The organism is Amycolatopsis azurea DSM 43854, from assembly GCF_001995215.1.
In the GTDB taxonomy this organism is placed as follows: Bacteria; Actinomycetota; Actinomycetes; order Mycobacteriales; family Pseudonocardiaceae; genus Amycolatopsis; species Amycolatopsis azurea.
In genome coordinates this window covers 82,997-108,544 of sequence record NZ_MUXN01000017.1, presented here as the reverse complement: position 1 = coordinate 108,544, position 25,548 = coordinate 82,997, and the positions used below count along the sequence as shown (strand labels likewise).

Sequence of the window (25,548 nt, the reverse complement as noted above, 5' to 3'; positions counted from 1 at the left end):
GGTGCCGTGTCCGGGCACACTTCGCCTAAGTGCCCCCAGTATGCAGAACGATCACCGGTTAGTCGAACAGGGGTTCGGTTTAACGCGTGTTGCCTGCGCGCGGCAGGTCGGGGCACGCGGCGGCGATCGCCTCGAGCGCGGTGAACGTGTCCGACGAGGACGCCATGGCGCGATTGATGAGCGCCTGTACCCGCCGGTTGTCGGCGGGGACGTCGGCGAGCAGCCGCGCCACGGTCCGGCCGATCTCTTCCAGAGCGTTGGTGACGGCCTGCTGCTCGTCGTAAGGCAGGTCGAGCACCGGGTCGACCTCGCGGTCGGGATCCTCGACGAATTCGACGGCGAGCAGCGAGGGTAACCGCAGCTCGAGTGGGTGCGGCCGGTCGCCGAGATCCCGGTTGGACTCCCACACCTCGAGCAGTTGCAGCAGCCCGTCGACCCGGCGCACCTCGCGCGCCGCAACGTGGCCGGGCTGGTCCTGCGCGGCCTCTTTACTGGCGATGAGGCGAGCCCGCACGAACTCGGCCACCTCGTCGACGGGCTGCCCGGCGTGCGGGTGGTGCCGCCGGCTGTTCGAGTGTGGGCAACCGGGCTCGAAGCAGTTGCCATTGCCGTTCTGCGGGTGCCCGCAGTCGCCGGTCGAACGTGCGTAGTACTCGTACTCATTCGTCATGGACGTGCTCCCCCTCGCTGGTCGGAGTTCACTCCAGCAGATCGCGCGGCCGCCTGGTCGTCGTTACGGTCCGGGTCGCCGGTGTGGGTGAGCGGGACCTCGGAGCGGTGCCCGTTGCCCTCGGCGCTGCTGCGCAGCCGCGGCCGCTGTGTCTGCTCCACAGTGAGCACGCCCTGTAGGAACTCGAGGTTTTCCGGGCCCCACACCTGCCCGCATCCGAGGCAGGTGCAGCCGGTGCGGGCGTCGAGGGCGAGCGCCGGGGCCTGGACCAGTTCGCCGGTACTCGGGTCGAGGCGCCACACCATGCCCTGCCCGCACGCGGGGCAGGCCGCGGCGATGTGCAGCCGTCGCGGCGGGTCGAGCAGCTCCTCGATCCGCTCCACCATGTACCGCAGCTCGAGCACGGCGTTTGCGACCCGGTGGACGTCGGCCCAGCGCCCGGCGATGCCGGCGGCCGCGCGGATCCGGGACACGACGTCAGCGTCCTGCACCAAGGTGTTGAAGTGGAGCGTCGCGGCCTCGCGGTCGAGGTTGCGCTGCAAGTCGGCCGCGGCGACCCGGATCGGGGCGCCGGGCGAGCTGCCCGATGCCTTGCCGGTCTCGCCCCCGTGCGCGTGCGCTTGGCGCAGCTGCTCGAGCAATCCCGGTTTGGTGTGCGTCGTGGTCGTCAGGTCGTCGCGGATCACCTTGAGGGTGATCGGGTCGGTGAGCTTGGCGGCGAGCGAGGCCAGTTCGTCCTGCCACTGCCGCAAGTTCTTCGGGTTGGTCAGGTCGTTCACGGGCGGGTTCCCCTCGCGTTGATCGTGCGCGGCGGCCGAGGCTGCCGGGCGGGTCCGGTGTTGCGGGTACGGATGTGGTCGAGCGCGGCCGCGAACCGGTCGTCGCGGGCGGCGATCTCGTCGAGGACGGCGAACGCGGGCGCTGCGCCCTGCACTGCCTCGGCGAACGCGGGCGCTGCGCCCTGCACTGCCTCGGCGAGCGCGGCGAACGACCGGCCGATGTGGACGGCGGCGGCCGCGACTCCGGGCACGATGGCGGCGAGCGTCGTCCGCGCGATCTCGTCGACCGCTCTCGCGTGGGCGAACTGCGCCTCGGCGAAACGGCGCTGCCACGGCTCGAGGTCGACACCGACCACGGTCTCGATGAAGTCGACGACGTCGGCCGGGCCGGGGCGTTCGGGTTTGGCGGTCATCGGGGGTCACGCTCCTGTCGGTGGTGGTCGGCCGCCCGAATCCGTTTCCAGTGGGCGGGGGCGAGCAGGGGTCGGCCGTCGGGGGTGAGGCACGGGTGGCCGGCGGGCTGGTCGCATTCGGGGCAGTCGACGGCGAGGGCGAGTTCGCGCTCACGCTCGAGGAGTTCGCGCGCGGCGAGGGCCTCGAGTTCCCGGTCGGAGAACTGTCCCCGGTAGCGGGTCACCGGGGATGTCCCGGCGGTCTCGGTGGCGGGGTGGCGGTGCGGGTGTAGGGGTTGGGGCTGAGTTGGTCGCGGGGTGTGTCGGCGGGGCCCACGGTGGGGCGGTGGCCGGTGGGTCCTGCGTCGCCTACGCGGTCCCGGTAAGGGAAGGGGTCAGTCAGGGGAGCTACCCCGTCCCGTCCCCTACCCGTCCCGGTAGTCATCGGGCCGGTGATTCCGTCGGTGATCATGGGGTTCTGCGGCTGGTTTTGGGCAGGGTCGAGCCTGGTGTTGTTGCCGGATTCCCCTGGTGGGGCCTGGTTTCCGGTCGAGATGGTGTTCTGCGCGGGATCCGGGTCGGTTTCTGGTCGATCCGGTGATCGGCCGGTGATCGGCGCTTGATCCGGCGTTGATTCGGCGTTGATCGCGACGAGGTTCGGCGGGGGCAGCAGGATCAGCCCGGCGGCCTCCGGGGTGCAGTCCTTCTTGCGGCCGTTGCAGCCGCGGCACGCCACGACCAGGTTCTCGGCACCGGCGGCGATCTTCGGATCGACGTGGTCGAGCACGCCACCGTTGGGGGTCTTGCGGTCGGCCCACTTCACGGTGATGCCGCAGTACCGACAGAACATGCCGTCACGGGCCTTGACCGCAGCCCTGAGTTCCTTGTCCTTGAGTTCGCGCGTCTTGGCGCGGTGCACGTCGTTCTCAGCCCGTGAGGGGTTCTCGTCGAGGAACGCGTGAATCCAGTACCCGCCGAGACCCTCGTTCCACTTCTTTCCCTCGAGGCATCGGCATTCGTCGCCGGGCCGGTGGATCATCGGCGGGCCGTCGCCGAGGCGAACGTCGAGCAGGGCCCGCAGTTCGCGCCGGGTGGCGATCTGACGCGTCTTGAGGGTCGGCACCCACCCGTCGGTGCGCTGCGCACTCGCGTACTGCTTGAGGCGCGTCAAGGCGCCGTAAGCGCTATTGCCGACGGCGTGCACTTGCGGGTCGTCGTAACCGACGTCGTTAAGCCTCAGCCACGGCATGAGGCACCGCCCGGAATACGCGCGGAAACCCGGCGCCGTGCGGGCGCCGGGTCGGCGGGGTCGTGCCGGTGGATCACGGGGGTTTCTCCTTGTCCCAGTTGGAAAGCGGGGCCGGGTCGCCGTAGCGACTCCGGCCCCGCCCGGTCAGCGTCCGCTCGAGGGATCAGGGCGGGCGCCGAGTTCGGCGAAGTCGGGAAACGGGGCACTGTCGATGTCCTCGCGCCACGCGCGCAGCAGCTCCTCGACCGTCATGACGCGGTCTCCGTTCCCCAAATCGCGTTGAGGCGGTAGACGTCGAGCAGCACGGGCAGCAGCGCGACCAGCCCGTCGAGCCCCTCGGCGGCCACGTGGCCGGTGACGACGTCCTGCGCGGCCTCGGGGTCGAGGTTCACCTGCGCGGTGATCGCCTGCATGGCGGTGATCTCGACCGGATCCGGCGCGACCTCGGCCTCGAGCGTGACCGGGCCGGGCGGGTTCATCAGCGCGCGCAACGTCTCGCCGACCACCACCAGGCCGATGGAGATCAGCGCCCACAACTTCCCGTAGCGGTCGATCGGGTCGCCCTCGCCGAGGTACTCGCGCACCACGACGTCGGCGGCCTCCAGCGAGTCGGCCGCGGCCGCGCGCAGGAACACGGCGGCGGTGTCGACCACGTGGGCGCGGTCGTCCTGGTCGGCCATCACTCGCCCCCTGCCGTGGCATGACCGCGGCCGCCGCGCCCGAACCGGCCGCCGCGTTCATCCGCCTGCAAGGCGATCGCGTACCGAAGCACGGCGTTGGCGGCGTTCGCCTCGGTGACGTTCAGTCCCATTAGGACACCACCGATTCGGTCGGCGCCCACGATGCGCGCCACGCGCGCAGCCGCTCGCCGAGTTCGTCGATCCGGCGCTGCGCGATCCAGCCGGTACGGCGGGCGGCCTCGCCGGGGTGGCCGCGCTCGCCGGTGGCGAGGTAGTCGAACACGGTCTCGAGCAGCCCGTCGGCGGCGAGCAACTGCGCTTGCGCGGCCTTGGTCTCGTTGGTGAGCTTTACCAGGGCGGTGACGGTCTGCGCCATGCTGTCGCCCCAGACGTCGACCGCGGCCGCGGCGGCGCCCCTGTACAGCTTCACCACGCGTTGCGGGCCGTCGTTGACGATGTCGTCCCAGCGGGCGCCGGGCACGTTGCGCTCGTACATGGCGCGGGCGAACGTCTCGCGCAGCCCGCGCGATCCGTCCAAACTGGACAGTTTCGGGGCGGTGGTCATGCTCGTGTCCTCTCGTCGAGTTCGGGGGTGGTCTGGCGGTACTGCTCGAGTTCGGCGACGGCGGTCTCGGCGGCGAGGGTCTGCGCTTTGAGGGCCTCGCCGAGGCGGGCGGTTTCGTCGGCCAACAGCGCGTTGTCGACCTCGAGTTCGGCGAGGTAGGTGCGGCAGTCGGCGAACGTCGGGTCGATCACCCGGTGCTGCACGGCGTCGGCGAGGTAGACCGCGAAGTCGGGCAGCGGCACCTCGGCGTTGTGGCGGCGGGCCCACTGCGCGGTGGCCTGCCGGATCACGGCCGGGAGGTCCTCGGCCGTGCGGGGCGCGCCGGTCACGTCTGGTCCGGATCGGTGGCGTCGTCGGCCTGGTCCTCGTCGGCGCGCGGGCCGCGGATCGCCTCGACGATCGCGGGCAGGTCGGCCGCCTCGACGATCACCGGCGGTTCCTTGCTGCCCTCGGCGTCGCCGACCACGCCCCGGCGCCGTAGCTCCTGCATGAGCCGTTCGGCGGCCTCGCGCCCGATGCGCAGCTTCCGGGCGAGCATGGACACCGAGGCGAGGTTCGCCGTGATCACCAGATCGGCGGCCTGACAGATCAGGTCGACCTCGTCGGGTGTCCTGCTCGAGTTCGGGCCGGGGAACGTGACAACGACCCCGGCGCCGTCACGCAGCAAGTCGCCGGCGGCGTCGGCCGGGGCGGTCACGGTCTTCTCGAACGGCAACGCCTGCTGCTGCCCGGTCCGCTGCTCGTACGCCTCGCGCCACACCCGGCGCAACTGCTTCGCGTCCGCGCTCGAGCCGGGGAACGCCTCGACCGCGACAATGCGCGCGGTCGGGATCACCTCGCCGGTGTCCATGTTGGTCGTGACCGTCGCGCAGTTGACAACGGCGACGATCAGGTGCGTGCTCGCCGAGTCCTCGACCAGCGTCGCGGAGATCCTGCCGAGGCCGTTCTTGTCGTCCTTAGGCAACTTGCCGGACAAGCTCACACTCATGTGCGCGTTCCCTTCATGGTGTCGTGGTCCTCACCGGGCGGGAGCGCGGTGAACTCGACTTCGCGGGCCGAGGCGGGAGTGCCGCGCGGGTGGAGCGCGACCAGGTACACCCAGCCGACGGCCGTCCACTCGCGACGGGCGACGACGCAGTGCAAGGTGCCGCGCAGTAGCAGCGGCTGGTCGACCTCGAACGCGGGCGGGCTGGTCGGGTAGTCCGTCGGATCCGGTGCCGTCTCGGCGGGATGGCCGTAGTAGTCGGCCGCGGCCTGCCACGCGAGGTGATGCGGGCACGCCTCGAGCTTGAGCCACGCGCACGCGGGGCAGTTCGTGTTGTCCGGGCCCGGCGTGTACTGCAACAGCGGGTTGCGCGGGTAGTCGTAGCCGGACGTGACCGCGGTGTCGGTCTTGCGGCGGCGGGCGGGACGGCGCTCGCCGTCGCCGCCCGCCACCGACAGGTGCGAACGTGTGCTCACTGGCCGCCCAGCACGATCCGGGCGAGTTCGACGTCGACCGCGGCCGGGTCGACTTGGTCGGCCTCGGCGCCGAGCGGCACAAGCTGCTCGGTCACGTCGAGCACGTTGTCGATCTCGGCGTGATTGAACGAGAACAGCGCAACCGACGTGCACGTGCCCGTGCCGCAGTTGCAGCGCACCGTGACCTCGATCCACTGCGACAACAGCGGCTGCACGAACACGAAACCGTCGGCGCCGACAGGTTCGTTCCGGCCGCGGTCGAGCAGATCGCGGGCGAACCGGTACACGTACTCGGTGCCGATCACCTGCATGGTGATCGCCCACGGGTCAGCGCGGTCGTAGCGCCACTCGATCCCGACCGGGCGGGCCTCGGCGCGCCCGGTCGGGCCGAGCTTGCGCACGACCAGCCGCGCGCGGGTGGGGTAGGTGACCCCGTCGGCGTCGATCATCGGGACAGTCCTTCCTGGACAAGCGGGACCCACCCGGCGACCTGGTCGTCGCTGAGGGCCTGCATCACGTGGGCGAGGCGGAAAGCGGGCGGGACGTAGACCACCGACCACGGGCGCCGTAGGCAGCCGGTGCGCGCGCTACGGATCGCGACCACGCCGTCGAACGACTCGCGCACCTCGAGCCGCGGCGGAACCGGGACCGGCCGCGACGGGGACAGGGGCAGGGGCGGCGGGATGTCAAGGCGGACCGTCATCGCTGCCCGCCCCGCTCGCCGTCGACCTCGGCGGCGCGGTCGGCGCGGATCGCCGCGACCGTGCGGTCGAGTTCGCCGAACACCTGCCGCGTGCGCTCTTCGGGGTCCTCTCCGAATTCACCGCACGTGAGCTGCCACAGCAGCGACAGCGCGGACGACAGCCCGCCCACGCGGGCGCCCTCGCGCCACGCGCCGCCCTTCGCGAGTACCGCGGCCTGATCGCGTTCCTGCCGCAGCGTGGACGTGAAGACGTCGAGCGCCTCGCGCAGCTGCGCCTCGCTCAACCGATCCGCGATCACGGGCACACCTCGAGCTGCACCGGGCGCGTGAAGTCGATCCGTTCGACCAGGGCCTGCCTGATCGGGCCGTACGGGCGCAGCGCGCAGGGGTGGCACGCCTCGGCCATCAGCAGGGGACGGTGCGGATCGTGCGGGTCCGGGGCGCCGTGCACCCGCACGGTGGTGATGCGGCGCGACCCGAGGCACCACTCGCACTCACGCGGGACGAACTCCGGGTCGAGGCTGACCTCGACGTCGCCGAGCGCACGCAGCTGCATCACCCGCACGTCCGGGTGGTCGATCAGGTCGCCAACAGCAGGAAGGATCCGGGTCGCCTCGGCCGGGACGACGAACGCGCGGCCGGTCACGCGACGGAACCACGTCCGGAACGACGCGGGACGACACGAACGATGGCGGCCGCCGGCGGCGGTATTCTTCGCTGCGATCACGAGGGCATCTCCTCTGGTCGTGGCCCCTCGGGGCCTGCCCGTCTCGCGCCTGCATGCGCGAGGCGGGCGCTTTTTCTTGCGGGGGTCAGGAAGCGACGGAGAACCGGCGGATACCGCGCGACGGGGGCTGTTTGTCCATCCAGCGGTTCGCGTCGTCGATGTGCACCAACCGCTTTCCGTCCGGTCCGGACGGCTGCATGTTCTTGAGGCCGCTCTTGCCGTTCGAGCGGTCGTACTCGAGGGCCTTTTTCTGAATGGTCCGGACGTGCATGCGCAGGTAGGCCGCGGTTTCCTGCAACGTCATCCACGGGGAGCCGGTCACGCTGCGGCCTCGGCACGGTTCCGGCGGGGGCCCTTGGTCTGTTCGGTGGTCTCGCGCCGGGTGGGCCCGGTGTTCGTCCGGGTCGGCTGCTTGGGCGGCGTGTCGGGCACGCCGTCGTTGTTCGCGAGGATCTCGGCGGCGACGGCGGGGTCGGCGACGATGTCAGCCGAGACCTTGACCGGGTCTTCTCCGTGCTGCGCGAGAGCGCGGCCGAGCGCGTAGATACGGGTGATCTTCATCGTCTGCGGGCGTTCCGCCCGCGTGCTGTTCTGCACTGCGCGAACGGGGAGTGCGGCCGCGGCCGCGAGGGTGTGAAGGTCCCAACCGAGCAACGCCGCCCGGTGGCGGACCCTCTGTCCATTTAGGAGGGGCATGCGGCACATCATGCGCGATCATGCGCGCTTGGTCAAGCATGATCCTGCATGGACATCCATGGAAAGGGTTGCATCATGCGCCACCATGCCGCATGATGCCTAACCATGCGAACCTTACTCAGGGAGTTCGAGGGGCATGGGACGTGGAAGCATCGACCACAGAGACGTGCGTCATGCGGGGGCATGCGGCATGATGCACGCATGGGCAGCGGCAGGACGCGCACGGCGAACTACTCAGAGGCAGCACGGCGCCGACTTGGCGATGCTGTCGCGGTCGCCCGGCGGGCTGCTGGCGCCAAGTACCGAACGACGTTCGCGCAGAAACACGAGGGCATCAACACACGAAGCCTCGAGTTGCTCGAGAACGGCAAACCTGGGGTTGCCGAGGCCGTTCTGTTCGCCGTCGGGCGAGCGCTGCCGAACTGGAATGAAGACACCCCGCGGGTGATCCTTGAGGGCGGTCCGATCCCACCGACCCCCGACCCCGAGACGCCATCCGCCGGCGAACCTCGGCGCACACACGAGTGGTCAGCAAGTTTCCGCGCTCGAGCCCTCGAGATGTCCGACGAAGAACACCTTGCCGAGGCGCGCCACATCCGAATAGAGGATGGGCGACTAGCCCAATTGAACTACTTGAAGGCCGTGTTTCAAATCAAGGCCGAGGCCGCCGAGGCTGCCGCAGCGATCAGCGAGGACGGCCGTAACACCTAAAACGGCTGGTCATCCTAGGTGTTTCGAGGATTTCCGCAAGCAACTTTGTCAATTCATAGGCCGTTAGAGTGAACGCTACTGCGTGAGGTTTACGCCAATCAGGTCGAACATTCGTCCTACCTCTAACGCGTCGCCACCAGTTAGCGAAATTCCTTCTGCCAAACGGGTTACCCCCGCAGGCAGAAGGAGGTCACAACTATGCACAACCGCCCGCTACCAGAACCCACCACCATCCCGCTACATCGGATGCTGTTCTGGCTCTCCGGGTTACTTACCGCCGAACTGACCGCACATGCAGTTGCCGCCCACCACTTCGGGTGGAGCGCGCCACTGCTGATCTTGAATTGCACGGTGGTCGCCGTCGTTTGGTTCGCGGCGATTCTGACCCTGTGCACACAAAGCGTGATCGTCGCTCTGCGACAGGACCTGATCGACCGAGCCGAGACTGAGGGCGGCGACGCGATCGACCTTGAGATAGCTCGATTGGAACGACGTTTCCGCGGTGCTTAGCGCTGGGGGAGAGCGGCGCCACGGTCGAGCCGTTCTCCCCCGGATTTGCAACGCAGAACACAGGAGGTCGAAAAATGGCTTGGGCTGATCCATACCCCGGAGGTGGTTTCCGTGGCGGCTACCGCGACAGCGCGGGCAACAAGAGGTATGTAAAGGACCTCGACGGGAAAACCGTCCGATACGATACGAAAAAGAAGGCAAAGGCAGCCGCCAACGAGAAGGAAGTCGACGCGCGACGCAAGGCAGCGGCGCCCTCCGAAGTCCCGATGGAGGCCACCACAAAGTGGGGCGCATGGTGGGATCACCTCGCCACAAAACGCACATTCGACGACACGGACACCGCATCAACTGAGGCAAACATCGTCAAGAAGTACCTCCGCCCAAAATGGGGCGACATCGCGCTGCGCGATATCACGTACAAAGCGGCCAAACATTGGGTGCAAGAGGGAGATCTCAAAGTTCGCCCTGGCATGTCGCCCGGATACGTGCACCGCATTTTCAGCATATTCAACGTGACGATTAAGGAAGCGTTGGATCAGGAGGTACTCACAGCCTCGCCGCTCGCCGGGGTCAAGCTCCCCAAGCGACACAAGAAACCCAAGCCGTACCTGTCGACGAAGTCGAACGCGGCCATGAGCGCGCACCTGCGCGAGGACTACCGGGATGCCCTGGCGTTCGGGCTCGAGACCGGCGTTCGCCCCGGCGAGCTGTGCGGGTTGCACTCCGACCGGATCGACCTCGACCGCGGTTGGATGCTGGTTGCCGAGACGTTCGTCAAGCGGCGCGGGATCATCCGCCCGTACCCCAAGGACGGTGACGTGCGGTGGGTGCCGCTGACCGACTTGGCGTGCGAGATCGCCGCCCGGCGCCTCGGCGCGAGAGACGAAAGCAAGGGGTGCGGGTTCGTCCACAGCGACGGCCTGCCGTGCAGCGGTGTCCTGACGTTCATGACCGTGCGCGGGCGGATCATGCACCCCGACACGATGGGCTACCACATGAGGAATGCGGCCGAGGATGCGAAGGTCCCGCGCCGCAGCCCGTACTCGATCCGGCGGGGATGGGCCACCCGTGCAGCCGAGGGCGGGCTAGACGCGTTTCAGATCGCCGAGATCCTCGGACACGCCACCCTCGACCAGGCGCAGGAGTACGTGCAGCAGACGCCGGCCGCGCGGATGAAGCTCGTTGCGGCGTTGTCGAAGTATCCGCAGCTCACCGTGATTGAAGGCGGCTTGGGGCAGACGTCGGATACTCAGGCTGGATCTGGGGCAAAGTCTGGGGCAAAGGTCGACTCGCAGACACTCGCGCAAGATCGCGGGCGGGTCCGCCGTTCTGCCGGTTGACCAGGGGATACAGTCGCGTAATCTGACACAGACTCGCAGACGCTCGTAAACGTAAATCCGCTGGTCGGCGCGGTGTTGCTACCTAGTTGTGGTGGCACGAGATCGCGTCGTCGAACGTCGTCCGCGGGACGACGTCCTTCAGCGCCTGCTTCACGAGCGCGACCATGGTGGCACGGTTGCGCGCCGCGTAGTCCTGCGCCCAGAACAGGTCGCGCCGGTACGCCTGCATCTCCGGGGTGCCCGCGACGAACACCGCGAGGTCCGGATCCGGCAGGTCCGCGTTGTGCGGCAGCTTCCGCGCGACGGCCATGTGCCGTTCCGCGAGCTCCTTGCCGATGTTGCGCGAACCCGAGTGCAGCATCAGCCATACGCGGCCTTCGTCGTCGCCGCCCTGTTCGAGGCAGACCTCGATGAAGTGGTTGCCGCCACCGAGGCTCCCGATCTGCCGCGACGCGCGGTCGTGCAGGTCCTGGACGCCGGGATGCAGGTCGCCGAAGGACTTCCAGAACGCGTCCCAGCCACCGACACCGTGCACCTTCGCCGGGTTCACCGGCGTCTTGTGCAGACCGAAACCGACCGGGACGGCCGATTCGATCCGGCGGCGGAGCTTCAGCAGGTCGTCGGGCAGGTCGGCGGCGGTGAGCGACGTCCGTACCGCGCTCATCCCGCAGCCGATGTCCACGCCGACGGCGGCCGGGGACACGGCGTCGCGCATCGCGATCACGCTGCCGACGGTCGCGCCCTTGCCGTAATGGACGTCGGGCATGACCGCGACGCCGTGCACCCACGGCAGGTTGGCGACGTTGTGCAGCTGCCGCATGGCCTGGTCTTCGACCGACGTGGGATCGGCCCACATCCGGATCGGAACCCGCGAGCCTTCGACCGCCGTGTACATGACTTTCCCTTCGTGGAAAACGTTTTGTCACGTATGAGCATGCATGGGCCGGACGAACCGGACAACGCATTTACCGATATCCACAATGGACAGTCCACAAGCGACTACCACGCGTGAGGTGATGTTCATCCCGAAGTCTTCGATCGTATTCGAAAAGTGATCGGCCGGTGGCGGTGTTTCGGGCACAATGAGCGCTCGGTGTCGGGGGTACACCAACTGGGGAAGGTCCGTTTCACGGTGAAATCTTTACGTGGGCTGCTCGCTGCCGTCCTGCTGGCGGCGTTCCCGCTGCTCGTGCTGGCGTTCGTGGGCGGGATCGTGACGCTCGAAGTGCTGGCGCTGCGGCACAACGTTTTCACGGCGGTGAAGCTCGGCATCATCACCGTCCCGGTCGGCTGGATCCTGCTCAAGACCCTGCTCACGGTCGAGCGGGCCACCGACGACGACATACCCGGCGTCGAGGTGACACCGGAGTCCCAGCCCGCCCTGTGGGCGCTGGTCCGGGAACTGGCGGACGAGGCGGGCACCCGGCCGCCGGACGAGATCCACCTCGACGCCGACGTCAACGCCGCGGTCACCGAGCGCACCTCGTGGCTCGGGCTGCGGGTGCTGCGCCGCCGGATGATCATCGGGGTCCCACTGATCATGGGCCTGCGCCAGGACCAGTTCCGCGCGGTGCTCGCGCACGAGCTGGGCCACTACAGCAACAAGGACACCCGGTTCTCCGCGCTGACCTATCGCGGGCGCAAGTCGATCGCGCGGGTGGTCAACGGCCTGGGCCGCGAAGGCTACTTCGAACGCTTCGTCGGCTGGCTGTTTAAGCAGTACGCGAAGCTGTACTTCATGGTCTCGATGAGCGTCTGCCGGAACCAGGAACTCGCGGCCGACGCCGTCTCCGCGCGGCTCGCCGGTACCGACGCGGCGGCCTCGGCCCTGCGCGAGATCGAAGCGCTGGCCGTCACCTGGCGGTTCTTCATGAACAACTACGCCGCTGTCGGCTGGGACGCGGGTTACCTCCCGGACCGGTTCGGCGAGGGCTACCGCGCGCTGCTCACCGACCCGACCAGGGCCGAGCAGATGGAGGAGATGCGTCAGAATCCGTCGGAGGAGAAGACCTCGCGGTGGGACACGCATCCGGCCACCCGCGACCGCGTCGCGACGCTCGAAGCGGGCACCCGGTTCCCGGTCCGCTCCGGCGGCGAACGGCAGGCGACCGAACTGCTGACCGGTGCCGAGAAGATGCTCGACGAGGCGCTGTTCGCCGTCTTCTCCGACGAGGCGCACACGAAGCGGCGGACGGACTGGCAGTCGCTGGTCGCGATCGGCCGTCGGTACGCCGCCGCCGAAGCGGCCGCCGAGGTCCTCGGCGAACGCACCCTGGACATGGCGCTGGACCTGCTCGACGCGGGCAGGCACGAAGAACTCGCCGACCCCGCCTCGAAACCGCCCGCCGGGGCAGGCTCCCGAGCCCGGCGGGAGTTCGCCGCGGCCTCCGTCCGCGGGCGGCTCGCGGTCGTGGTGCACGCGGCGCTCACCGACGTCGGTGCCGGTCGCTGGTCGCTGTCGTGGTCCGGTCCGGCCCCGTTCGTCCTGGACGAGCCGCTGGAGGAGCAGCTCGCGCCCGCGCTCGACGAGGCCGCCGCGGCCGAATCCGACACCGCGCCGCTGCGCGCGTTGCTGACGGCCGCCGGGGTGCCCGCCGGTTACCGGCCGTCGCTCACTCTTGTTCGTTCGTAAGGAGTTTCAAGTGCTTTGGCTGCTCAAATCCCGTGAACGCAAGGCCGTCTTCGCCATGATGAAGGAGGCCAAGCGACGCGGCGTCGAGATCGACGAACTCGAGAACGTGATGACACCGGAGGAGTTCGCCGCGCTGCTGCCGCCGGAAAAGCCCAAGTTCAAGGGCAAGATCCCGGACGTCACGCGCTGGGACCTCCCGGCCGACGGCGAGGTGTCGGCCAAGGAGTACTGGACCGACGAGGAGGTCCTCGCCGTCCAGGAGTCGACCGCGCGCGGCGAATGGGAGGGCGCCGCCGCGCTGCTGGCGTCGACCTGGGGTGACTGGGATCGTCGCGACCTGGTGACCGGCGTGCTCGGCGAGGCCGCGGCGAAGGACGACGAGTGGCTGCGCGCGTGGCGCAAGGCCCGGCCCGGTGACGCGGGCGTGGCGCTGGTCAACGCGGAATCGCTGGTGCACGTGGCGTGGGAGGTGCGCAGCGGGCTGCGGGCGGAGCACGTCTCGGAGGAGCAGTTCGCCGCGTTCTTCCGGGTGCTGGAGCAGGCCGAGGACGCCGTGCGCGAGGCATCGGAGCTCGCTCCCGAGGATCCGACGCCGTGGGTGTCCGCGCTCGCGATCGCGATGGGGCGGCAGTACGAGAACGACCGGTACCTGAAGGTCTGGGAGGAGCTCACCGAACGCGACCCGCAGCACCGTGGGGCGCACGGACGCGCCTTGCAGTACTGGTGCGCCAAGTGGTTCGGCTCCAACGAGAAGATGTGGGAGTTCGCCGAAACCGCCGCGTCGAAGTCGCCGAAGCTGGCTCCGCTGCTGCTGGTCGCCGCGCACGAAGCCGACCTCCAGGGTGCTCCCGCGTGGCGTGACCCGCGGGTCACCGGCGCGCTCGACGGGATCCTGGCCTGGCTCGACGGCGAAGGGCGGGATCACTCGTCGACCCGCTCGGACCGTTCGTACGCGGCGAAGGCGCTCGTGGAGAACGGGCGCTTCGACGAAGCCGTCGAGCAGTTCCGGCACCTGGGGACGCGGGCCGACGGCGGGATGTGGTCCTACTACGGGGATCCGCGGAGCGAGTTCCTGGCGACGCGGTACGCGGCCTGCTTCGGCGCGACCCGCCCGTGACGCGATTAGTCACCTACTTGCGTTCGCAAGTAGGTGACTAATCGCGCGGGGGTGTGTGCGTTTCGTCCTCTGAAGGCGGCGGTGGCCGGTCCCGCCGGAGGTGTTGTGAAAGCCACTTTCGCAACGTTGAGTGTTGTGAAAGTGGCTTTCACGACACCAGCTTCCGCCGGGTCTCACCTGTCCGCTCACGACCCCACCGGCCCACCGCGCTCCCGCGGCGCGAAAGCCACTTTCGCGACATCAGACGTCCCGAAAGTGGCTTTCGCGACACCGAAACCGGCCGATATACGGGCTAGCGCGCGGGCGATAGTCGCAAACGGGGCGGCCGCCCGGGCTGAAAGCGTCCTTCACCGCATCTGAAGCGACAAAGGGGCCTTTCACCGCATCACATGCGGCGAAAGGCCCCTTCAGCCCACATCAGGAGTTCGCGGCGACCAGTTCCGCGATCTGCACGGCGTTGAGCGCCGCGCCCTTGCGCAAGTTGTCGTTCGACAGGAACAGCACGAGACCGCGACCGCCGTCGACACCCGGGTCCGTCCGCAGGCGCCCGACGTAGGACGGGTCCTGGCCGGCGGCCTGCAACGGCGTCGGGATGTCGGACAGCTCCACGCCGGGCGCGCCGGACAGCAGTTCGGTCGCGCGGGCGACCGAAAGCGCCTGCGAGAACTCCGCGTTGATCGAGATCGAGTGCCCCGAGAACACCGGCACCCGCACACAGGTGCAGGAGACGCGCAGTTCCGGGATGCTCAGGATCTTGCGGCTCTCGTTGCGGAACTTCTTCTCTTCGTCCGTCTCGAACTCGCCGTCGTCCACAATGGACCCAGCCATCGGGAGGACGTTGTGCGCGATGGTCCGCGCGTACTTCTTCGGCTCGGGGAAGGCCACCGCCGCGCCGTCGTGGGTCAGCGCGCCCGCGTTCGGCGCCGCCGCGGCCAGCTGGCCTTCCAGCTCCTCGACACCGGCGAGCCCGCTGCCGGACACCGCCTGGTAGGTGCTGGCGACCAGCCGCACCAGGCCCGCTTCGGCGTGCAGCGGCTTGAGCACCGGCATCGCGGCCATGGTGGTGCAGTTGGGGTTCGCGATGATCCCCTTGCGCGCTTCCTTGACCGCCTCCGGGTTGACCTCGCTGACGACCAGCGGGACCTCGGGGTCCATGCGCCAGGCCGACGAGTTGTCGATCACCGTGGCGCCGGCGGCGGCGAACCGCTCCGCCTGCGCCTTGGAGGTCGAGCCACCGGCGGAGAACAGCGCGATGTCCAAACCGGACGGATCCGCCGTCGTCGCGTCCTCGATGACGATTTCCCCGTCACCCCAAGGAAGTTTCGAGCCCGCGGACCGCGCCGAAGCGAAGTACCGCATTTCGGCGACCGGGAAACCCCGTTCGGCCAGCAGACGGCGCATGACAGCGCCGACCTGACCGGTCGCCCCGACAACTCCTACTCGCAGACCTTCAGCCATCAGCGACCACTCCCCGCGTAGACGACGGCTTCTTCGTCGCCGCCGAGTTCGAATGCTTCGTGGATCGCGCGCACCGCGTCGTCGAGCTGCGCGTCCCGGATCAGGACCGAGATCCGGATTTCCGAGGTGTTGATGATTTCGATGTTGACGCCCGACTGCGCGAGCGCCTCGCAGAACGTCGCCGTGACACCGGGGTGCGAACGCATCCCCGCGCCGACGAGCGACACCTTGCCGACATGGTCGTCGTACAGGACCGACTCGAAACCGATCTCGTCCTTGATCTTCTCCAGCGACTGCACGGCCTTGGCCCCGTTGGCCTTCGACAGCGTGAAGGTGATGTCGGTGCGGCCGGAGACGGTGCTGGACACGTTCTGCAGCACCATGTCGATGTCGATCTCGTTGTCGGCGATCACGCGGAAGATCCTGGCCGCGGCACCGGCGGTGTCGGGCACTCCGGTCACCGTGATCTTGGCTTCGGAGCGGTCGTGCGCCACACCGGTGATCAACGCTTGTTCCACGGGGATCTCCTCGATAGAACCGGTCACCGTGGTGCCCGGCTTGTCACTGTAGGAAGAACGGACTCGGATCGGGACGCCGTACCGGCGCGCGTACTCCACCGAGCGCAGGTGCAGGATCTTCGACCCGCTCGCGGCCAGCTCCAGCATCTCCTCGTAGGCGATGGTGTCGAGCTTGCGGGCGTCGGGGACGACCCGGGGATCGGCGGTGTACACACCGTCCACATCGGAATAGATCTCGCACACGTCGGCGTTCAGCGCCGCGGCCAGCGCGACGGCGGTGGTGTCCGAGCCGCCGCGGCCGAGGGTGGTGATGTCCTTGGTGTCCTGGGACACGCCCTGGAACCCCGCCACCAGGGCGATGTAGCCCTGGTCGAGGGCTTCGGTCACCCGGCTGGGGCTGACGTCGATGATCCGCGCGTTGCCGTGCACGGACGTCGTCACCACACCGGCCTGCGAACCGGTGAACGACCAGGCCTCCGCGCCCTGCGCCGAAATCGCCATCGCCACCAGCGAGTTGGAAATGCGCTCACCGGCGGTGAGCAGCATGTCCATCTCGCGTTCCGGCGGCGCCGGGTTGACCTGCTGAGCCAGGTCGAGCAGCTCGTCCGTCGTGTCTCCCATGGCGGAGCAGACGACGACGACATCGTTGCCCGCCTTCTTGGTGGCGACGATGCGTTCCGCGACGCGTTTGATCCGGTCGGCACTTTCCAGCGACGAACCGCCGTACTTCTGGACCACGAGGGCCACGCCCGAACCTCCTCGACGGGCCGGGCGTGCTCCTGGTGGGCACCGAGGAGCCCCCGCGTCCCTTATTTGGGCGAAAGCCTACCGGGGACACGCATGCCCGCCACCCTCGTAAGTGGGCCTGACCACCACTTCGGGGACTTCTGGAAGTAAATCTTCCTTAACACCAACGAAATAGTCGGAGGGCTTTCACTTTAGTGACGGAGAGCACGCCTTGTTATGGTCCGCCAATGCACAAGCCCGCCCAAACGAGTACCCCGATCGCGTCGATCATGGCCGCCAGGTGGAGCCCTCGCGCTTACGACGAGGCCGCCACCGTCACCGACGACCAGGTCCGCGCGCTGCTCGAAGCGGCCCGCTGGGCGCCGTCGTTCGGCAACACCCAGCCCGCCCGTTACCTGGTCGGCCTCCGGGGCACGCCGTCGTTCGACCGCGTCCTCTCGACGCTCAACTCCGGCAACCGCGCGTGGGCCCATCGCGCCGGGCTGCTGCTGATCGGCGTGATGGTGACCACGAACGAGAAGGGCGAGGTCCCGTACGCCGAGTACGGGCTGGGCCTGGCGAGCGAGAACCTCGTGCTCCAGGCCGTCGAGCTCGGCCTGATCGCGCACCAGATGGCCGGCTTCTCCGCCGAGGCGGCGACGGACTTCTTCGGGCTCCCCGACGACGTCGTCCCCAAGGTCGCCATCGCCGTCGGCCACCCGGCGGATCCCTCGGTACTCGAAGAAGACTGGCGGATCGAGCGTGAGAAGGCACCGCGCGAGCGCGTCTCGCTGGGGGAATTCGCCTACGCCGACACGTGGGGCACGAGCGCCTTCTCCGACTGAGGGAGCCAGCGTGACGCGAGGACGCCGAGCCCGACATGCAGCAGGCTCAGCACCGCGACGGCGGTGTGCAGACCCGCGACGAAAGCCTCCTTCGCGTCAACGGCAGCCGTGGGCGCGATACCCGAATGCTGAAGAGTTTCGCCGAGCGTGGGCGCGAGGCCCGGACCGGCCAGGCGGAACACCAGCGCGGCGAGCGACCCCATGAGCGCGATCCCCAGCGCGTTGCCGATCTCGTTGCTGGTCTCGGCGATCGCGCTCGCCGCTCCCGCCCGTTCGGCGGGCACCGCGGCGACGGCCGTGTCGGCCACCACGCTGAACGAGATCCCGTAGCCGACACCGGCGACCACGGTCGAGGCGACGTACCAGCCCGCCCCGCCCGTGACGCCGGTCATGAGCAGCAGCGCCAGCCCGAGGGCGATGGAGAAGTGGCAGGTGACCAGCGCCGCGCGCTTGCCGATCCGGTCGACCAGCGCGGGCGTGACGACGCACATCGTGGTGAGCACGGCCGCCCCGGGCAGCGCCAGCAGCGCCGCGTGCAGGACGGGCAGGCCGAGCACGGACTGGAGGTGGATCCCCGACAGGTACGCGGCCGCCGACCACGCGGCGAGGGGCAGCAGCCCGGTGACGACCGCGATCGTGAAGACGCGGTCGCGGAACAGGGAGAACTCGATCAGCGGGTGGTCGAGACCACGCTGGCGCCGGGCGAACCACACCAGCAGCCCGGCCCCGGCGACCCCCGCCGAGACTGCGAGAACGGACAGCCCGTCGGCGGCGGCGTGCTTGATCCCGTAGATCGCGAGCAGCAGACCGGCGGCGGAGAGCACGACGCTCAGCGCGTCCACGCGTCCGGGGCGGGTGGCCCGCACCTCCCGGAGCAGCACCGGCGCGAGCGCCAGGAACACCACGATCACCGGCAGGTTGACCAGGAAGATCGAACCCCAGGCGAACCGCCCCAGCAGGACACCGCCGACGACCGGGCCGATCGCGAAACCGGCGGCGAACGCGGCCGCGAAGATCCCGATGGCCCGCGCCCGCCGTCCCGGATCGGGGAAGAGTTCGCTCAGCACGGCCAGCGCGGACGGCAGCAGCGTCGCGCCCGCCAGCCCCATCAGCGCGCGGAACGCGATCAGCAGTTCCGGGCTCGGGGCGAACGCCGCCCCGGTGGAGGCCGCGCCGAACACGGCGGCGCCGATCATCAGCAGCTTCAGGCGGCCGTACCGGTCGCCGAGGTTGCCGAACGCGATGAGCAGCGAGCCGACCGCGAAGCCGTAGACGTCCAGGATCCACAGGGCCTGATCGGCCGTCGGGGTGAGCGCCTGGCTGATCCTGGGCATCGCGAGGAACAGGATCGAGCCGTCCATCGAGACCAGGAAGACCGGGCAGAGGATCACCAGCAGGCCGAACCAGGCCCGGTTGTGCTGTCGTGTCATGCCCTCGACGCTGGATCGAACCCGCGAGAGCGACCAGCCCCGTGCCGTGGGTACACCCCGCGGGTACACCCACGCGAGCGCGAAGGAACTTAGGCTCGAAGTCATGGAAAGCCTCGGCGTGTACCTCAAGAGCCGTCGTGACCGGGTGACCCCCGCCGAGATCGGCCTGCGCACCTACGGCACCTCGCGCCGCGTGCCCGGCCTGCGCCGCGAGGAACTCGCCCAGCTCGCCGGGGTGAGCGCCGGGTACTACACGCGGCTGGAGCAGGGACTGGCCGAAACCGCTTCACAGCAAGTGCTCGACGCGCTCGCCCGCGTCCTCCGGCTCGACGACGTCGAAACCGGCCATCTGCACAACCTCGCCCGGCGGTCCTCGCTCCCGGAACTGTCCGACCCCGGCCCGGAAGAGCCGCATCCCCGCGTCCTCGCGCTGCTGGAGAACCTCGCCGAATCCGTGCCCGCCGTCGTGCTCGGCAGGCGCGGCGACGTCCTCGCGTGGAATCGCGCCGGTCACGCGCTCACCGCGGAACACGTCGACTTCGCTTCACCGGCGGATCCCGGACATCGGCCGTCCGTGCCGCGGATGTTCTTCCTCGACCCGCTCACCAGGAACCTGTTCGGCAACTGGGCCGAACTCGCCCGGATCCACGTCGCCTACCTGCGGCTGACCGCGGGCCGGTATCCCACCGACGCCCGCCTCGCCGGGCTCATCGGCGAACTGACCATGCGCAGCGACGAGTTCGCGACGCTCTGGGCGACCGGCGACGTCGCCGACTGCACGGTCGGCACCATGCTCCTGCGGCATCCGACGGTCGGCGCGGTCGACGTCGACTACCAGGTGTGGCTCCAGCCCGACAGCCCCGGCCACCGGCTGGAGATCTACACACCGAAGGATCCGGGGTCCGCCGACGCGCTCGAGATCTTGACCCATTTTGATCGCTAACATGGGGTCATGGGGGCTTTACGCAATATCGTCCGCAACGAATCCCGCACGATGGCAGGACTCTGGCTGTATGTGAGAGGCCGCAAGGACGGCATCGACGGGGACGCCGTCGCGGTGCCGTACGGCTCCAGCGGCAAGGCGATCTTCATCGTCCTGGCGGTGGTGAGCGCCGTCGAAGCGGGTCTCTTCTGGCTGATCGACTTCGGCATCGTCGTCGACGTCGTGCTGCTCGTCTTGGGCGTGTACTCGGTACTGCTGGTGTTCGGGGTCTACGCCGGCACCGTCGTCCGGCCGCACGTGGTCTCCTCGCGTGAGGTGCGGGTGCGCTGGAGCTCGTTCTACGACGTGCGGATCCCGAGGGAGAACGTCGCCTCGCTGCGGCATCTGAAAGAGAGCCACGACCCGCTCAAGGCGCAGAAGTTCCGCGACGAAACCTGGCTGAGCCACGACAACTTCTACGAGACGAACCTGGTCGCCGAACTGCGTGAGCCGGTCACCGTGACCCGCCCGCTCGGCGCGACCGAGACCGTCCGCGTCGTGAAGTTCCAGGCCGACGACCCGAAGGCCGCCGTCGAGGCTTACGAAAGACTCGGCGTCAGCTGATCCGCAGGGTCCGGTTCACGATCGCGAGAGCGACTTCGGTGACACTTTCGTTCCGGAGGAAGGCCTGCGCCCGGATCAAGGCCAGCGCGTCGGAGGCCCCGCGGCCGCCGGCGGCCATCACCATTCCGGTGGCCTGGTGCACCACGACACGGAAATCCACTTCTTCGAACAGAGGATGGTCGGGCAGTCCATCCTCTGTCCTCCGCGGCGACGAGAGCAACGCGGTCGTCGTCAGGGCGGCGGCGACCGTCCCGACCGCCCTGGCCACCTCGGGGGCGGGGTCCGTGTCGAACCGGTAGGCGGTCAAGGTGCCCAGTGGCCTCTCGGGAAGACCGAGCGGGGCCACGACCACCGCCCGGACTCCGAGGTCGTGCGCGGCGGGACCGAACTGAGGCCAGCGGCGTGTCAGCTCCTCTTGGCCACAGACCCGCAACGGTGTGGAGGTGGTGGGCGGTGTCCAGGACGGCCCCTCGCCGAAGACGTATTCGAAGTCACAAGCCGCCTCGGCGATCGGATCGGACGTCGCGACGACCGTCGTGTCCGCGTTCCTGCCGAACAAGGTCACGGCCGTGCTCGGGCTGTCGGCCACTTCGGCGACCGTCGCGATGAACCGGGTGGGCGGCCGCCGTCCGCCGATCGCCGATCGGTCCACGGAATCCGCGTGGGCGAGATGCAATTCGGCGGAAGTCCGGTGCACCCGCTCGGTCGATCGGTGGATCCCGGCCATTCTCCGGTGAAAGGCGCGCATCGACACAGTGGCCGTTTCGGCAAGGCCCTCATGCCGATGGGCCACGTTCGCGGCCCTGTCGGCACGGCCTGCCTCGTCCTCCGCCATGCCACGGAGGGTCGAAGAATCGCGCCTGCCGTCCTTCATGAGCGGAGGGTACGCCGCACCATGGCCGGTCAAGGAGACCCGAACGGCTGAGCCTGACCGGTTCCCCGGGTTGGCGAAACGGTCTAGCGTTGACTCCCCGGTACTCACGTGCCCCCGCCAGGAAGCAGCAGGAAGGCCTGTCGTGCCTCAGAACCGTGAAGAGTGGATCGCCGAAACCCTGGTCGAGCTGGCCGACACGCTGGTCCCCGCCTTGGATCCGGCGAGTTTCTGGCCGGTCGTGGCGGACCGGTACACCCGGCTGGTCGCCTCGGCCTCGGTCCGGCTGGCCGTCGCCGGTGAAAACCCCGGCGGGCAGATGGTGGTGCACACCGATGAACGCCTGGGCGAACCGCCACTCGACGGGTTGTTCGCCAGAGAGGGCCCAGGCTTCGACTGCCACTCCACGGGCGTGCCCGTGGTCAACGCGCGTCTCGAGGAAGCGACCGCCCGCTGGCCGCGACTGGCCCCGGCGGCCCTTTCGCTCGGCTACCGTTCCGTGCACGCGTTCCCGTTCAACCGCAGGGAAGACATCCTGGGCTCGGTGACGATCCTGACCACCGGGATGGCACCGCTGCCGAGCGCCGACATCCGGATCGCGAGCGCGCTCGCCGACGTCGCGACGATCGGCATGCTGAACCATCGCGCCATCGCGAAGCTGACCGAAACCTCCTCGCAACTCCAAGGCGCGCTCACCAGCCGGGTGCCCATCGAGCAGGCCAAGGGCCTGGTGTCCGCCCGGCTCGAAGTCAGCCCGAGTGAGGCGTTCCTCCTGATGCGCCGCTACGCGCGGAGCCACAACCAGCGGATCTCCGAGGTTTCCGAGAAGCTGGTCGCCCGGCGGTTGACCGCGTCCGGCCTGCTGGAGGAGAGGGCGAAGGCCTCTCGCCGGAGCTGAGCCGGGACCGTCAGTTCCGCGAGTGCTCCATCAGCAGCACGACCCCGCCGCCCGGCCCGTGCAGCGGCGAGCAGCCGATCGACGCGACCAGGCTCCGGCCCTTGCGGTCGACGGCGTCGAGTTCGATCCGGTCGCCCTTTTCCCCGGTCTCGTTGCAGGCCTCGACGGCATCGCGGAGCCCGGCCGTCGGCAGGCCGAAGTCCAGCGCGAAGAAGTCTTCCCGGTAGACCTCGTCGGATCGAAGCCCCCACAGATCCTCCGCGCCACGATTCCAGCTGCGTACCAGGAGATCGCCGTCCAGCACGACCACCCCGGCCTCGATGCTCGAAAGTACGCCTTCGAAGAAGACGCGCGTCTCGTCGAGTTCCGTGGTGCGGACGCGCATCTCCTCGTTCATGGTTTCGAGTTCTTCGTTGGTGGACTGGAGTTCTTCGTTGGTGGTCTCGAGTTCTTCGTTGGTGGACTGGAGTTCCTCGTTGGTGGTCTCGAGTTCCTCGATGCTCGACTGGAGTTCCTCGTTGACCGTTTCGAGTTCCGCGTTCGTGGACTGGAGTTCCGCGTACGCCGTCGCGAGATCCTCCTGGACCCGCTTGACCTCGTGTTGGAGGCGGGTCGCCTCGGTGGTGTCGATGAAGGTGATCGCGGCGCCGATGTCCTCGCCGTCGATGGTGAGCAGCGGCCGGACGATGATGTCGAAGTACTGTGCCTCGTTCTCGCTCTTCTGCCGCCGCACCGAGTTGATCCGGATGCTGCGGCGCTCGCCGTGCGCCTGGTCGATCACGGACCGGAGCTCGATCGGCCGGTAGGAGATTTCGAGTTCGTGGAACGGTTTGCCCACGTCGTTCAGGCTGAGCCCGAACTGGAGCCGTGCCGAACCGTTGATCAGGGCGATCGCGCCGTCGTGGTCGATGCCCAGCACCGAATCGGGGGAAGAGGCCAGGGCGAGTTCGCTCACGAGACGTCTCCGGTTGGTGTCCCGCATCCCCGCGTCCGCCCACACGTCGAACCGCGGGGCCTTCGTCGTCACCCTGCCCGAGCGCACGGTGAAGACCCGGTTCCGCATGTTGGCGATCTCGAACCGGGCGCCGTCGGACAGCAACATCTCGGCCTTGCCGAGGAACAGGTGGCCACCCTCGTTGAGGGCGAAGTGGAAACGTTCGATGATCTTCGTCTGGGTCTCGATGTTGAAGTACATCAGGGTGTTGCGGCAGGAGAGCAGGTCGACGCGGGAAATGGGGGCGTCGCGGGTGATGTCGTGCCTGCCGAAGATCACCCGGCGGCGGAGGTCACGGCTGAACGCGAAGAGGTCGCCTGCCGGCTCGAAGTACTTGTTCTTCAGGTCCTCGGGAAGCCGTTCCAGCGCTTTCGCGGAGTACAGACCGGCTCTGGCCTCGCGCAGGGCTTCCTCGTCGACGTCGGTGCCGTAGATCTTGACCCGCGAAGTGGCCGCCTCGAGGCCGAGATACTCGGCGAAGATCATCGCCAGCGAGTACGCCTCCTCGCCACTCGAACACCCCGCGCTCCAGAGCCGGATCTCCTCGGTCGGGCCGACCTTCTTGACCAGATCGGGCACGACGGTCGCCCGCAGGTAGGTCCAGGCTTCGGGATCACGGAAGAAGCTGGTGACGTTGATCAGAATGGTGTTGAACAGTTCCTGGAACTCGTCGGAATTGATCTCCAGGTGGTCGCGGTAATCGGCGTAGTCGTCGATTTTCACCGTCTGCATGCGTTTCCGGATCCGGCGGGCGAGCGAGGTCCGCTTGTAGCCGGTGAAGTCGAAACCGCGGGAGTCCCGGATGAACGTCAGCAGGGTCTCGAGGTCCCTGTCCTCGTCGTTCCCGCCTTCCGGCGCGCTCATGGCGACCTCGTTCCCTTCACCAAGCCGATCAGGGCTCCGGCCATTTCCTCCAGCGAAAACGTCAAATCGACCGTCATGGCTTTCGCCACCGCCGCCGGCATGCCCTTGAACTCGGCGGTTTCCGGATCTTCGATGACCACCGTACCGCCCCGTTCCTTCACCGCGACCGCACCCGCCGCGCCGTCGGAACCCGTTCCGGTGAGAACACAGGCGAGCGTCCCCGGGCCGTACACGGCGGCGACGGATTCGAAGAGCAGATCGACCGACGGGCGTACGAAATTCACCTGCTCACCGGACGACAGGCGGAGCCTTCCGTCAGAAGCCAGCGTCAGGTGCCGGTCCGGCGGGGCCAAGTGGACGACACCGCGCTCGACGGCGTCCCCGGCCTCGGCCAGTTTGACCCGCAGGTACGACCGGCGGCCGAGGAGTTCGGCGAGGATGGTGTGCCGCCGCGGGTCGAGATGCTGGACGGCGACCACGGGCACGGGAAAATCGGCGGGAAGGGCGCCGAGGATCTCGATGAGCGCCTTGACTCCGCCCGCCGACGATCCGATGGCGACGATCTCGTACGCCGCGTCCGGCCCACGCATAGACCGAGCCTAGCCCCCCGAGCCACCCACGCGGCGGATGATCTTGGCGAGGATTCCGGACACCACCATCCAGAAGATCGCGGCGATGCCGTAGTTGATCAGCACGCGGAGCTTCGCGTCTTCGGGCATGAAGAGATCCTTGAAGCCCAGCAGCAGCCCGTCGGCCCAGCCGCGGACGAACGACACGATGCCGTTGTCGGGATTGGCCTCGCCGATCACGAAGACGACGTGCAGCACCAGAATGGCCGCGAAGACCAGCCCGACCCAGCGGACGACACTCGCCAGTATCCCGGCCGCGCGGCCACCGCCCGCCCGCCAGTCGACCTTGCGCCTGGTCGCCTGATCAGCGGTTTCCTTCTCTTCAGCGTGCTCGCCCATGCCGGGCAGTGTGGCACGCTCCCTGGTCCGATTGCTACCCGCGAGTAACCCGAATGGGCGCCACTTGAGTCACGGTTCGATCGCGGCCCGGGTTTCCTTTCGGGAGATCTCGCGGTTAAGGTGGCGTCGTGGCTCGAGCTCTCCTGCTTCGCTGCCGCGACGGGGCCTGATCGGACCGGCTCCCCGTCGCGGGGCTTC

Annotated in this window: 33 protein-coding genes and 1 pseudogene; 9 read left to right on the top strand and 25 right to left on the bottom strand. The window is 68.6% G+C overall.

What is annotated here, in order from left to right; genetic code table 11:
* Positions 1-79 precede the first annotated feature (79 nt).
* The 17 genes from B0293_RS23720 to B0293_RS23645 form a co-directional block, all read right to left on the bottom strand.
* A complete protein-coding gene (locus B0293_RS23720; protein WP_005166356.1) occupies positions 80-670 on the bottom strand; it encodes a hypothetical protein in 591 nt (196 codons plus the stop codon).
* Positions 667-1,449: a DUF7340 domain-containing protein gene (locus B0293_RS23715; protein WP_005166354.1), complete on the bottom strand. Its 783-nt coding sequence runs from the start codon at positions 1,447-1,449 to the stop codon at positions 667-669. The genes B0293_RS23720 and B0293_RS23715 overlap by 4 nt, the downstream gene beginning before the upstream one ends.
* Complete coding sequence (locus tag B0293_RS23710) at positions 1,446-1,862, bottom strand: hypothetical protein (protein ID WP_005166352.1); 417 nt, start codon at positions 1,860-1,862, stop codon at positions 1,446-1,448. The genes B0293_RS23715 and B0293_RS23710 overlap by 4 nt, the downstream gene beginning before the upstream one ends.
* A complete protein-coding gene (locus B0293_RS23705) occupies positions 1,859-2,086 on the bottom strand; it encodes a zinc finger domain-containing protein (protein WP_005166350.1) in 228 nt (75 codons plus the stop codon). The genes B0293_RS23710 and B0293_RS23705 overlap by 4 nt, the downstream gene beginning before the upstream one ends.
* The gene (locus B0293_RS23700) at positions 2,083-3,090 is read right to left on the bottom strand and encodes an HNH endonuclease (RefSeq protein WP_005166347.1); all 1,008 of its coding nucleotides are present in this window, start codon (positions 3,088-3,090) and stop codon (positions 2,083-2,085) included. Before B0293_RS23700 ends, B0293_RS23705 begins: the two co-directional genes overlap by 4 nt.
* 248 nt (positions 3,091-3,338) lie before the next feature.
* Positions 3,339-3,770 (bottom strand): hypothetical protein, encoded by a 432-nt coding sequence (locus B0293_RS23695; protein WP_005166342.1) that lies wholly within the window; start codon positions 3,768-3,770, stop codon positions 3,339-3,341.
* Complete coding sequence (locus B0293_RS44695) at positions 3,770-3,901, bottom strand: hypothetical protein (protein WP_005166340.1); 132 nt, start codon at positions 3,899-3,901, stop codon at positions 3,770-3,772. The genes B0293_RS23695 and B0293_RS44695 overlap by 1 nt, the downstream gene beginning before the upstream one ends.
* A complete protein-coding gene (locus B0293_RS23690; RefSeq protein ID WP_005166339.1) occupies positions 3,901-4,335 on the bottom strand; it encodes a hypothetical protein in 435 nt (144 codons plus the stop codon). The genes B0293_RS44695 and B0293_RS23690 overlap by 1 nt, the downstream gene beginning before the upstream one ends.
* Positions 4,332-4,664, bottom strand: coding sequence for a hypothetical protein (locus B0293_RS23685; protein WP_005166337.1), 333 nt, complete (start codon positions 4,662-4,664; stop codon positions 4,332-4,334). The genes B0293_RS23690 and B0293_RS23685 overlap by 4 nt, the downstream gene beginning before the upstream one ends.
* Positions 4,661-5,323: a DNA translocase FtsK gene (locus B0293_RS23680; protein ID WP_005166336.1), complete on the bottom strand. Its 663-nt coding sequence runs from the start codon at positions 5,321-5,323 to the stop codon at positions 4,661-4,663. Before B0293_RS23680 ends, B0293_RS23685 begins: the two co-directional genes overlap by 4 nt.
* Positions 5,320-5,796 carry a hypothetical protein gene (locus B0293_RS23675; protein ID WP_039919585.1) on the bottom strand — a complete coding sequence of 159 codons (477 nt, stop codon included), beginning with the start codon at positions 5,794-5,796 and terminating at the stop codon, positions 5,320-5,322. The genes B0293_RS23680 and B0293_RS23675 overlap by 4 nt, the downstream gene beginning before the upstream one ends.
* On the bottom strand, positions 5,793-6,245 hold the full coding sequence (locus tag B0293_RS23670; RefSeq protein ID WP_005166334.1) for an SsgA family sporulation/cell division regulator: 453 nt from the start codon (positions 6,243-6,245) through the stop codon (positions 5,793-5,795). The genes B0293_RS23675 and B0293_RS23670 overlap by 4 nt, the downstream gene beginning before the upstream one ends.
* Positions 6,242-6,499: a hypothetical protein gene (locus tag B0293_RS23665; RefSeq protein WP_039919584.1), complete on the bottom strand. Its 258-nt coding sequence runs from the start codon at positions 6,497-6,499 to the stop codon at positions 6,242-6,244. Before B0293_RS23665 ends, B0293_RS23670 begins: the two co-directional genes overlap by 4 nt.
* A complete protein-coding gene (locus B0293_RS23660) occupies positions 6,496-6,798 on the bottom strand; it encodes a hypothetical protein (RefSeq protein ID WP_005166331.1) in 303 nt (100 codons plus the stop codon). Before B0293_RS23660 ends, B0293_RS23665 begins: the two co-directional genes overlap by 4 nt.
* The gene (locus B0293_RS23655; RefSeq protein ID WP_039919582.1) at positions 6,795-7,226 is read right to left on the bottom strand and encodes a hypothetical protein; all 432 of its coding nucleotides are present in this window, start codon (positions 7,224-7,226) and stop codon (positions 6,795-6,797) included. The genes B0293_RS23660 and B0293_RS23655 overlap by 4 nt, the downstream gene beginning before the upstream one ends.
* Before the next feature lie 85 nt (positions 7,227-7,311).
* Positions 7,312-7,548 carry a MerR family transcriptional regulator gene (locus tag B0293_RS23650; RefSeq protein ID WP_005166328.1) on the bottom strand — a complete coding sequence of 79 codons (237 nt, stop codon included), beginning with the start codon at positions 7,546-7,548 and terminating at the stop codon, positions 7,312-7,314.
* Positions 7,545-7,922, bottom strand: a complete 378-nt coding sequence (locus B0293_RS23645) for a hypothetical protein (RefSeq protein WP_143254626.1) — start codon at positions 7,920-7,922, stop codon at positions 7,545-7,547. The genes B0293_RS23650 and B0293_RS23645 overlap by 4 nt, the downstream gene beginning before the upstream one ends.
* Before the next feature lie 201 nt (positions 7,923-8,123).
* Here B0293_RS23645 and B0293_RS43170 point away from each other — a divergent pair, with 201 nt between their 5' ends.
* From B0293_RS43170 to B0293_RS23635, 3 genes are all read left to right on the top strand, one after another.
* Positions 8,124-8,633 (top strand): hypothetical protein, encoded by a 510-nt coding sequence (locus tag B0293_RS43170; protein WP_143254625.1) that lies wholly within the window; start codon positions 8,124-8,126, stop codon positions 8,631-8,633.
* Between the two features lie 198 nt (positions 8,634-8,831).
* Positions 8,832-9,143: a hypothetical protein gene (locus tag B0293_RS23640; RefSeq protein WP_039919580.1), complete on the top strand. Its 312-nt coding sequence runs from the start codon at positions 8,832-8,834 to the stop codon at positions 9,141-9,143.
* Positions 9,144-9,217: 74 nt separating this feature from the next.
* Positions 9,218-10,483 (top strand): tyrosine-type recombinase/integrase, encoded by a 1,266-nt coding sequence (locus B0293_RS23635; RefSeq protein ID WP_005166322.1) that lies wholly within the window; start codon positions 9,218-9,220, stop codon positions 10,481-10,483.
* Positions 10,484-10,568: 85 nt separating this feature from the next.
* Here B0293_RS23635 and B0293_RS23630 read toward each other — a convergent pair.
* A pseudogene (locus tag B0293_RS23630) lies at positions 10,569-11,378 on the bottom strand (RtcB family protein); the annotation flags it as partial.
* Between the two features lie 237 nt (positions 11,379-11,615).
* On the opposite strand from B0293_RS23630, the gene B0293_RS23625 reads away from it, so the two are divergent.
* On the top strand, positions 11,616-13,115 hold the full coding sequence (locus B0293_RS23625; protein WP_005166314.1) for a M48 family metallopeptidase: 1,500 nt from the start codon (positions 11,616-11,618) through the stop codon (positions 13,113-13,115).
* A gap of 10 nt (positions 13,116-13,125) precedes the next feature.
* Entirely contained in the window at positions 13,126-14,232 is a 1,107-nt protein-coding gene (locus tag B0293_RS23620) for a DUF4034 domain-containing protein (protein ID WP_005166312.1), read from the top strand.
* A 417-nt stretch (positions 14,233-14,649) separates the two neighbouring features.
* On the opposite strand, the gene B0293_RS23615 is transcribed toward B0293_RS23620, so the two are convergent.
* Positions 14,650-15,690 carry an aspartate-semialdehyde dehydrogenase gene (locus B0293_RS23615; RefSeq protein WP_005166311.1) on the bottom strand — a complete coding sequence of 347 codons (1,041 nt, stop codon included), beginning with the start codon at positions 15,688-15,690 and terminating at the stop codon, positions 14,650-14,652.
* Entirely contained in the window at positions 15,690-16,955 is a 1,266-nt protein-coding gene (locus B0293_RS23610; protein ID WP_005166309.1) for an aspartate kinase, read from the bottom strand. The genes B0293_RS23615 and B0293_RS23610 overlap by 1 nt, the downstream gene beginning before the upstream one ends.
* A 227-nt stretch (positions 16,956-17,182) precedes the next feature.
* On the opposite strand from B0293_RS23610, the gene B0293_RS23605 reads away from it, so the two are divergent.
* Complete coding sequence (locus tag B0293_RS23605) at positions 17,183-17,779, top strand: nitroreductase family protein (RefSeq protein ID WP_005166308.1); 597 nt, start codon at positions 17,183-17,185, stop codon at positions 17,777-17,779.
* Here the strand turns inward: B0293_RS23605 and B0293_RS23600 are convergent.
* Positions 17,740-19,209, bottom strand: a complete 1,470-nt coding sequence (locus B0293_RS23600; protein WP_005166307.1) for an MFS transporter — start codon at positions 19,207-19,209, stop codon at positions 17,740-17,742. The two genes, B0293_RS23605 and B0293_RS23600, sit on opposite strands and share 40 nt — an antisense overlap.
* A 103-nt stretch (positions 19,210-19,312) precedes the next feature.
* Here B0293_RS23600 and B0293_RS23595 point away from each other — a divergent pair, with 103 nt between their 5' ends.
* Together B0293_RS23595 and B0293_RS23590 are read left to right on the top strand one after the other, a co-directional pair.
* Positions 19,313-20,152, top strand: a complete 840-nt coding sequence (locus B0293_RS23595; RefSeq protein WP_039919578.1) for a helix-turn-helix transcriptional regulator — start codon at positions 19,313-19,315, stop codon at positions 20,150-20,152.
* Positions 20,153-20,161: 9 nt separating this feature from the next.
* Positions 20,162-20,755: a hypothetical protein gene (locus B0293_RS23590; RefSeq protein ID WP_245192124.1), complete on the top strand. Its 594-nt coding sequence runs from the start codon at positions 20,162-20,164 to the stop codon at positions 20,753-20,755.
* On the opposite strand, the gene B0293_RS23585 is transcribed toward B0293_RS23590, so the two are convergent.
* Complete coding sequence (locus tag B0293_RS23585; RefSeq protein ID WP_039919576.1) at positions 20,748-21,629, bottom strand: ANTAR domain-containing protein; 882 nt, start codon at positions 21,627-21,629, stop codon at positions 20,748-20,750. The two genes, B0293_RS23590 and B0293_RS23585, sit on opposite strands and share 8 nt — an antisense overlap.
* A gap of 142 nt (positions 21,630-21,771) precedes the next feature.
* Between B0293_RS23585 and B0293_RS23580 the strand changes: the two genes are divergently transcribed.
* Positions 21,772-22,524 carry an ANTAR domain-containing protein gene (locus B0293_RS23580; RefSeq protein ID WP_005166302.1) on the top strand — a complete coding sequence of 251 codons (753 nt, stop codon included), beginning with the start codon at positions 21,772-21,774 and terminating at the stop codon, positions 22,522-22,524.
* A gap of 10 nt (positions 22,525-22,534) precedes the next feature.
* Here B0293_RS23580 and B0293_RS23575 read toward each other — a convergent pair whose 3' ends face one another.
* Genes B0293_RS23575 through B0293_RS23565 form a run of 3 tightly spaced genes read right to left on the bottom strand, consistent with a single transcriptional unit; the run spans position 22,535 to position 25,350 of the window.
* Positions 22,535-24,382 (bottom strand): CheR family methyltransferase, encoded by a 1,848-nt coding sequence (locus B0293_RS23575; RefSeq protein ID WP_005166296.1) that lies wholly within the window; start codon positions 24,380-24,382, stop codon positions 22,535-22,537.
* Positions 24,379-24,972: a chemotaxis protein CheB gene (locus B0293_RS23570; protein ID WP_005166292.1), complete on the bottom strand. Its 594-nt coding sequence runs from the start codon at positions 24,970-24,972 to the stop codon at positions 24,379-24,381. Before B0293_RS23570 ends, B0293_RS23575 begins: the two co-directional genes overlap by 4 nt.
* 9 nt (positions 24,973-24,981) lie before the next feature.
* Entirely contained in the window at positions 24,982-25,350 is a 369-nt protein-coding gene (locus B0293_RS23565) for a hypothetical protein (RefSeq protein ID WP_005166291.1), read from the bottom strand.
* Between the last annotated feature and the right edge of the window lie 198 nt (positions 25,351-25,548).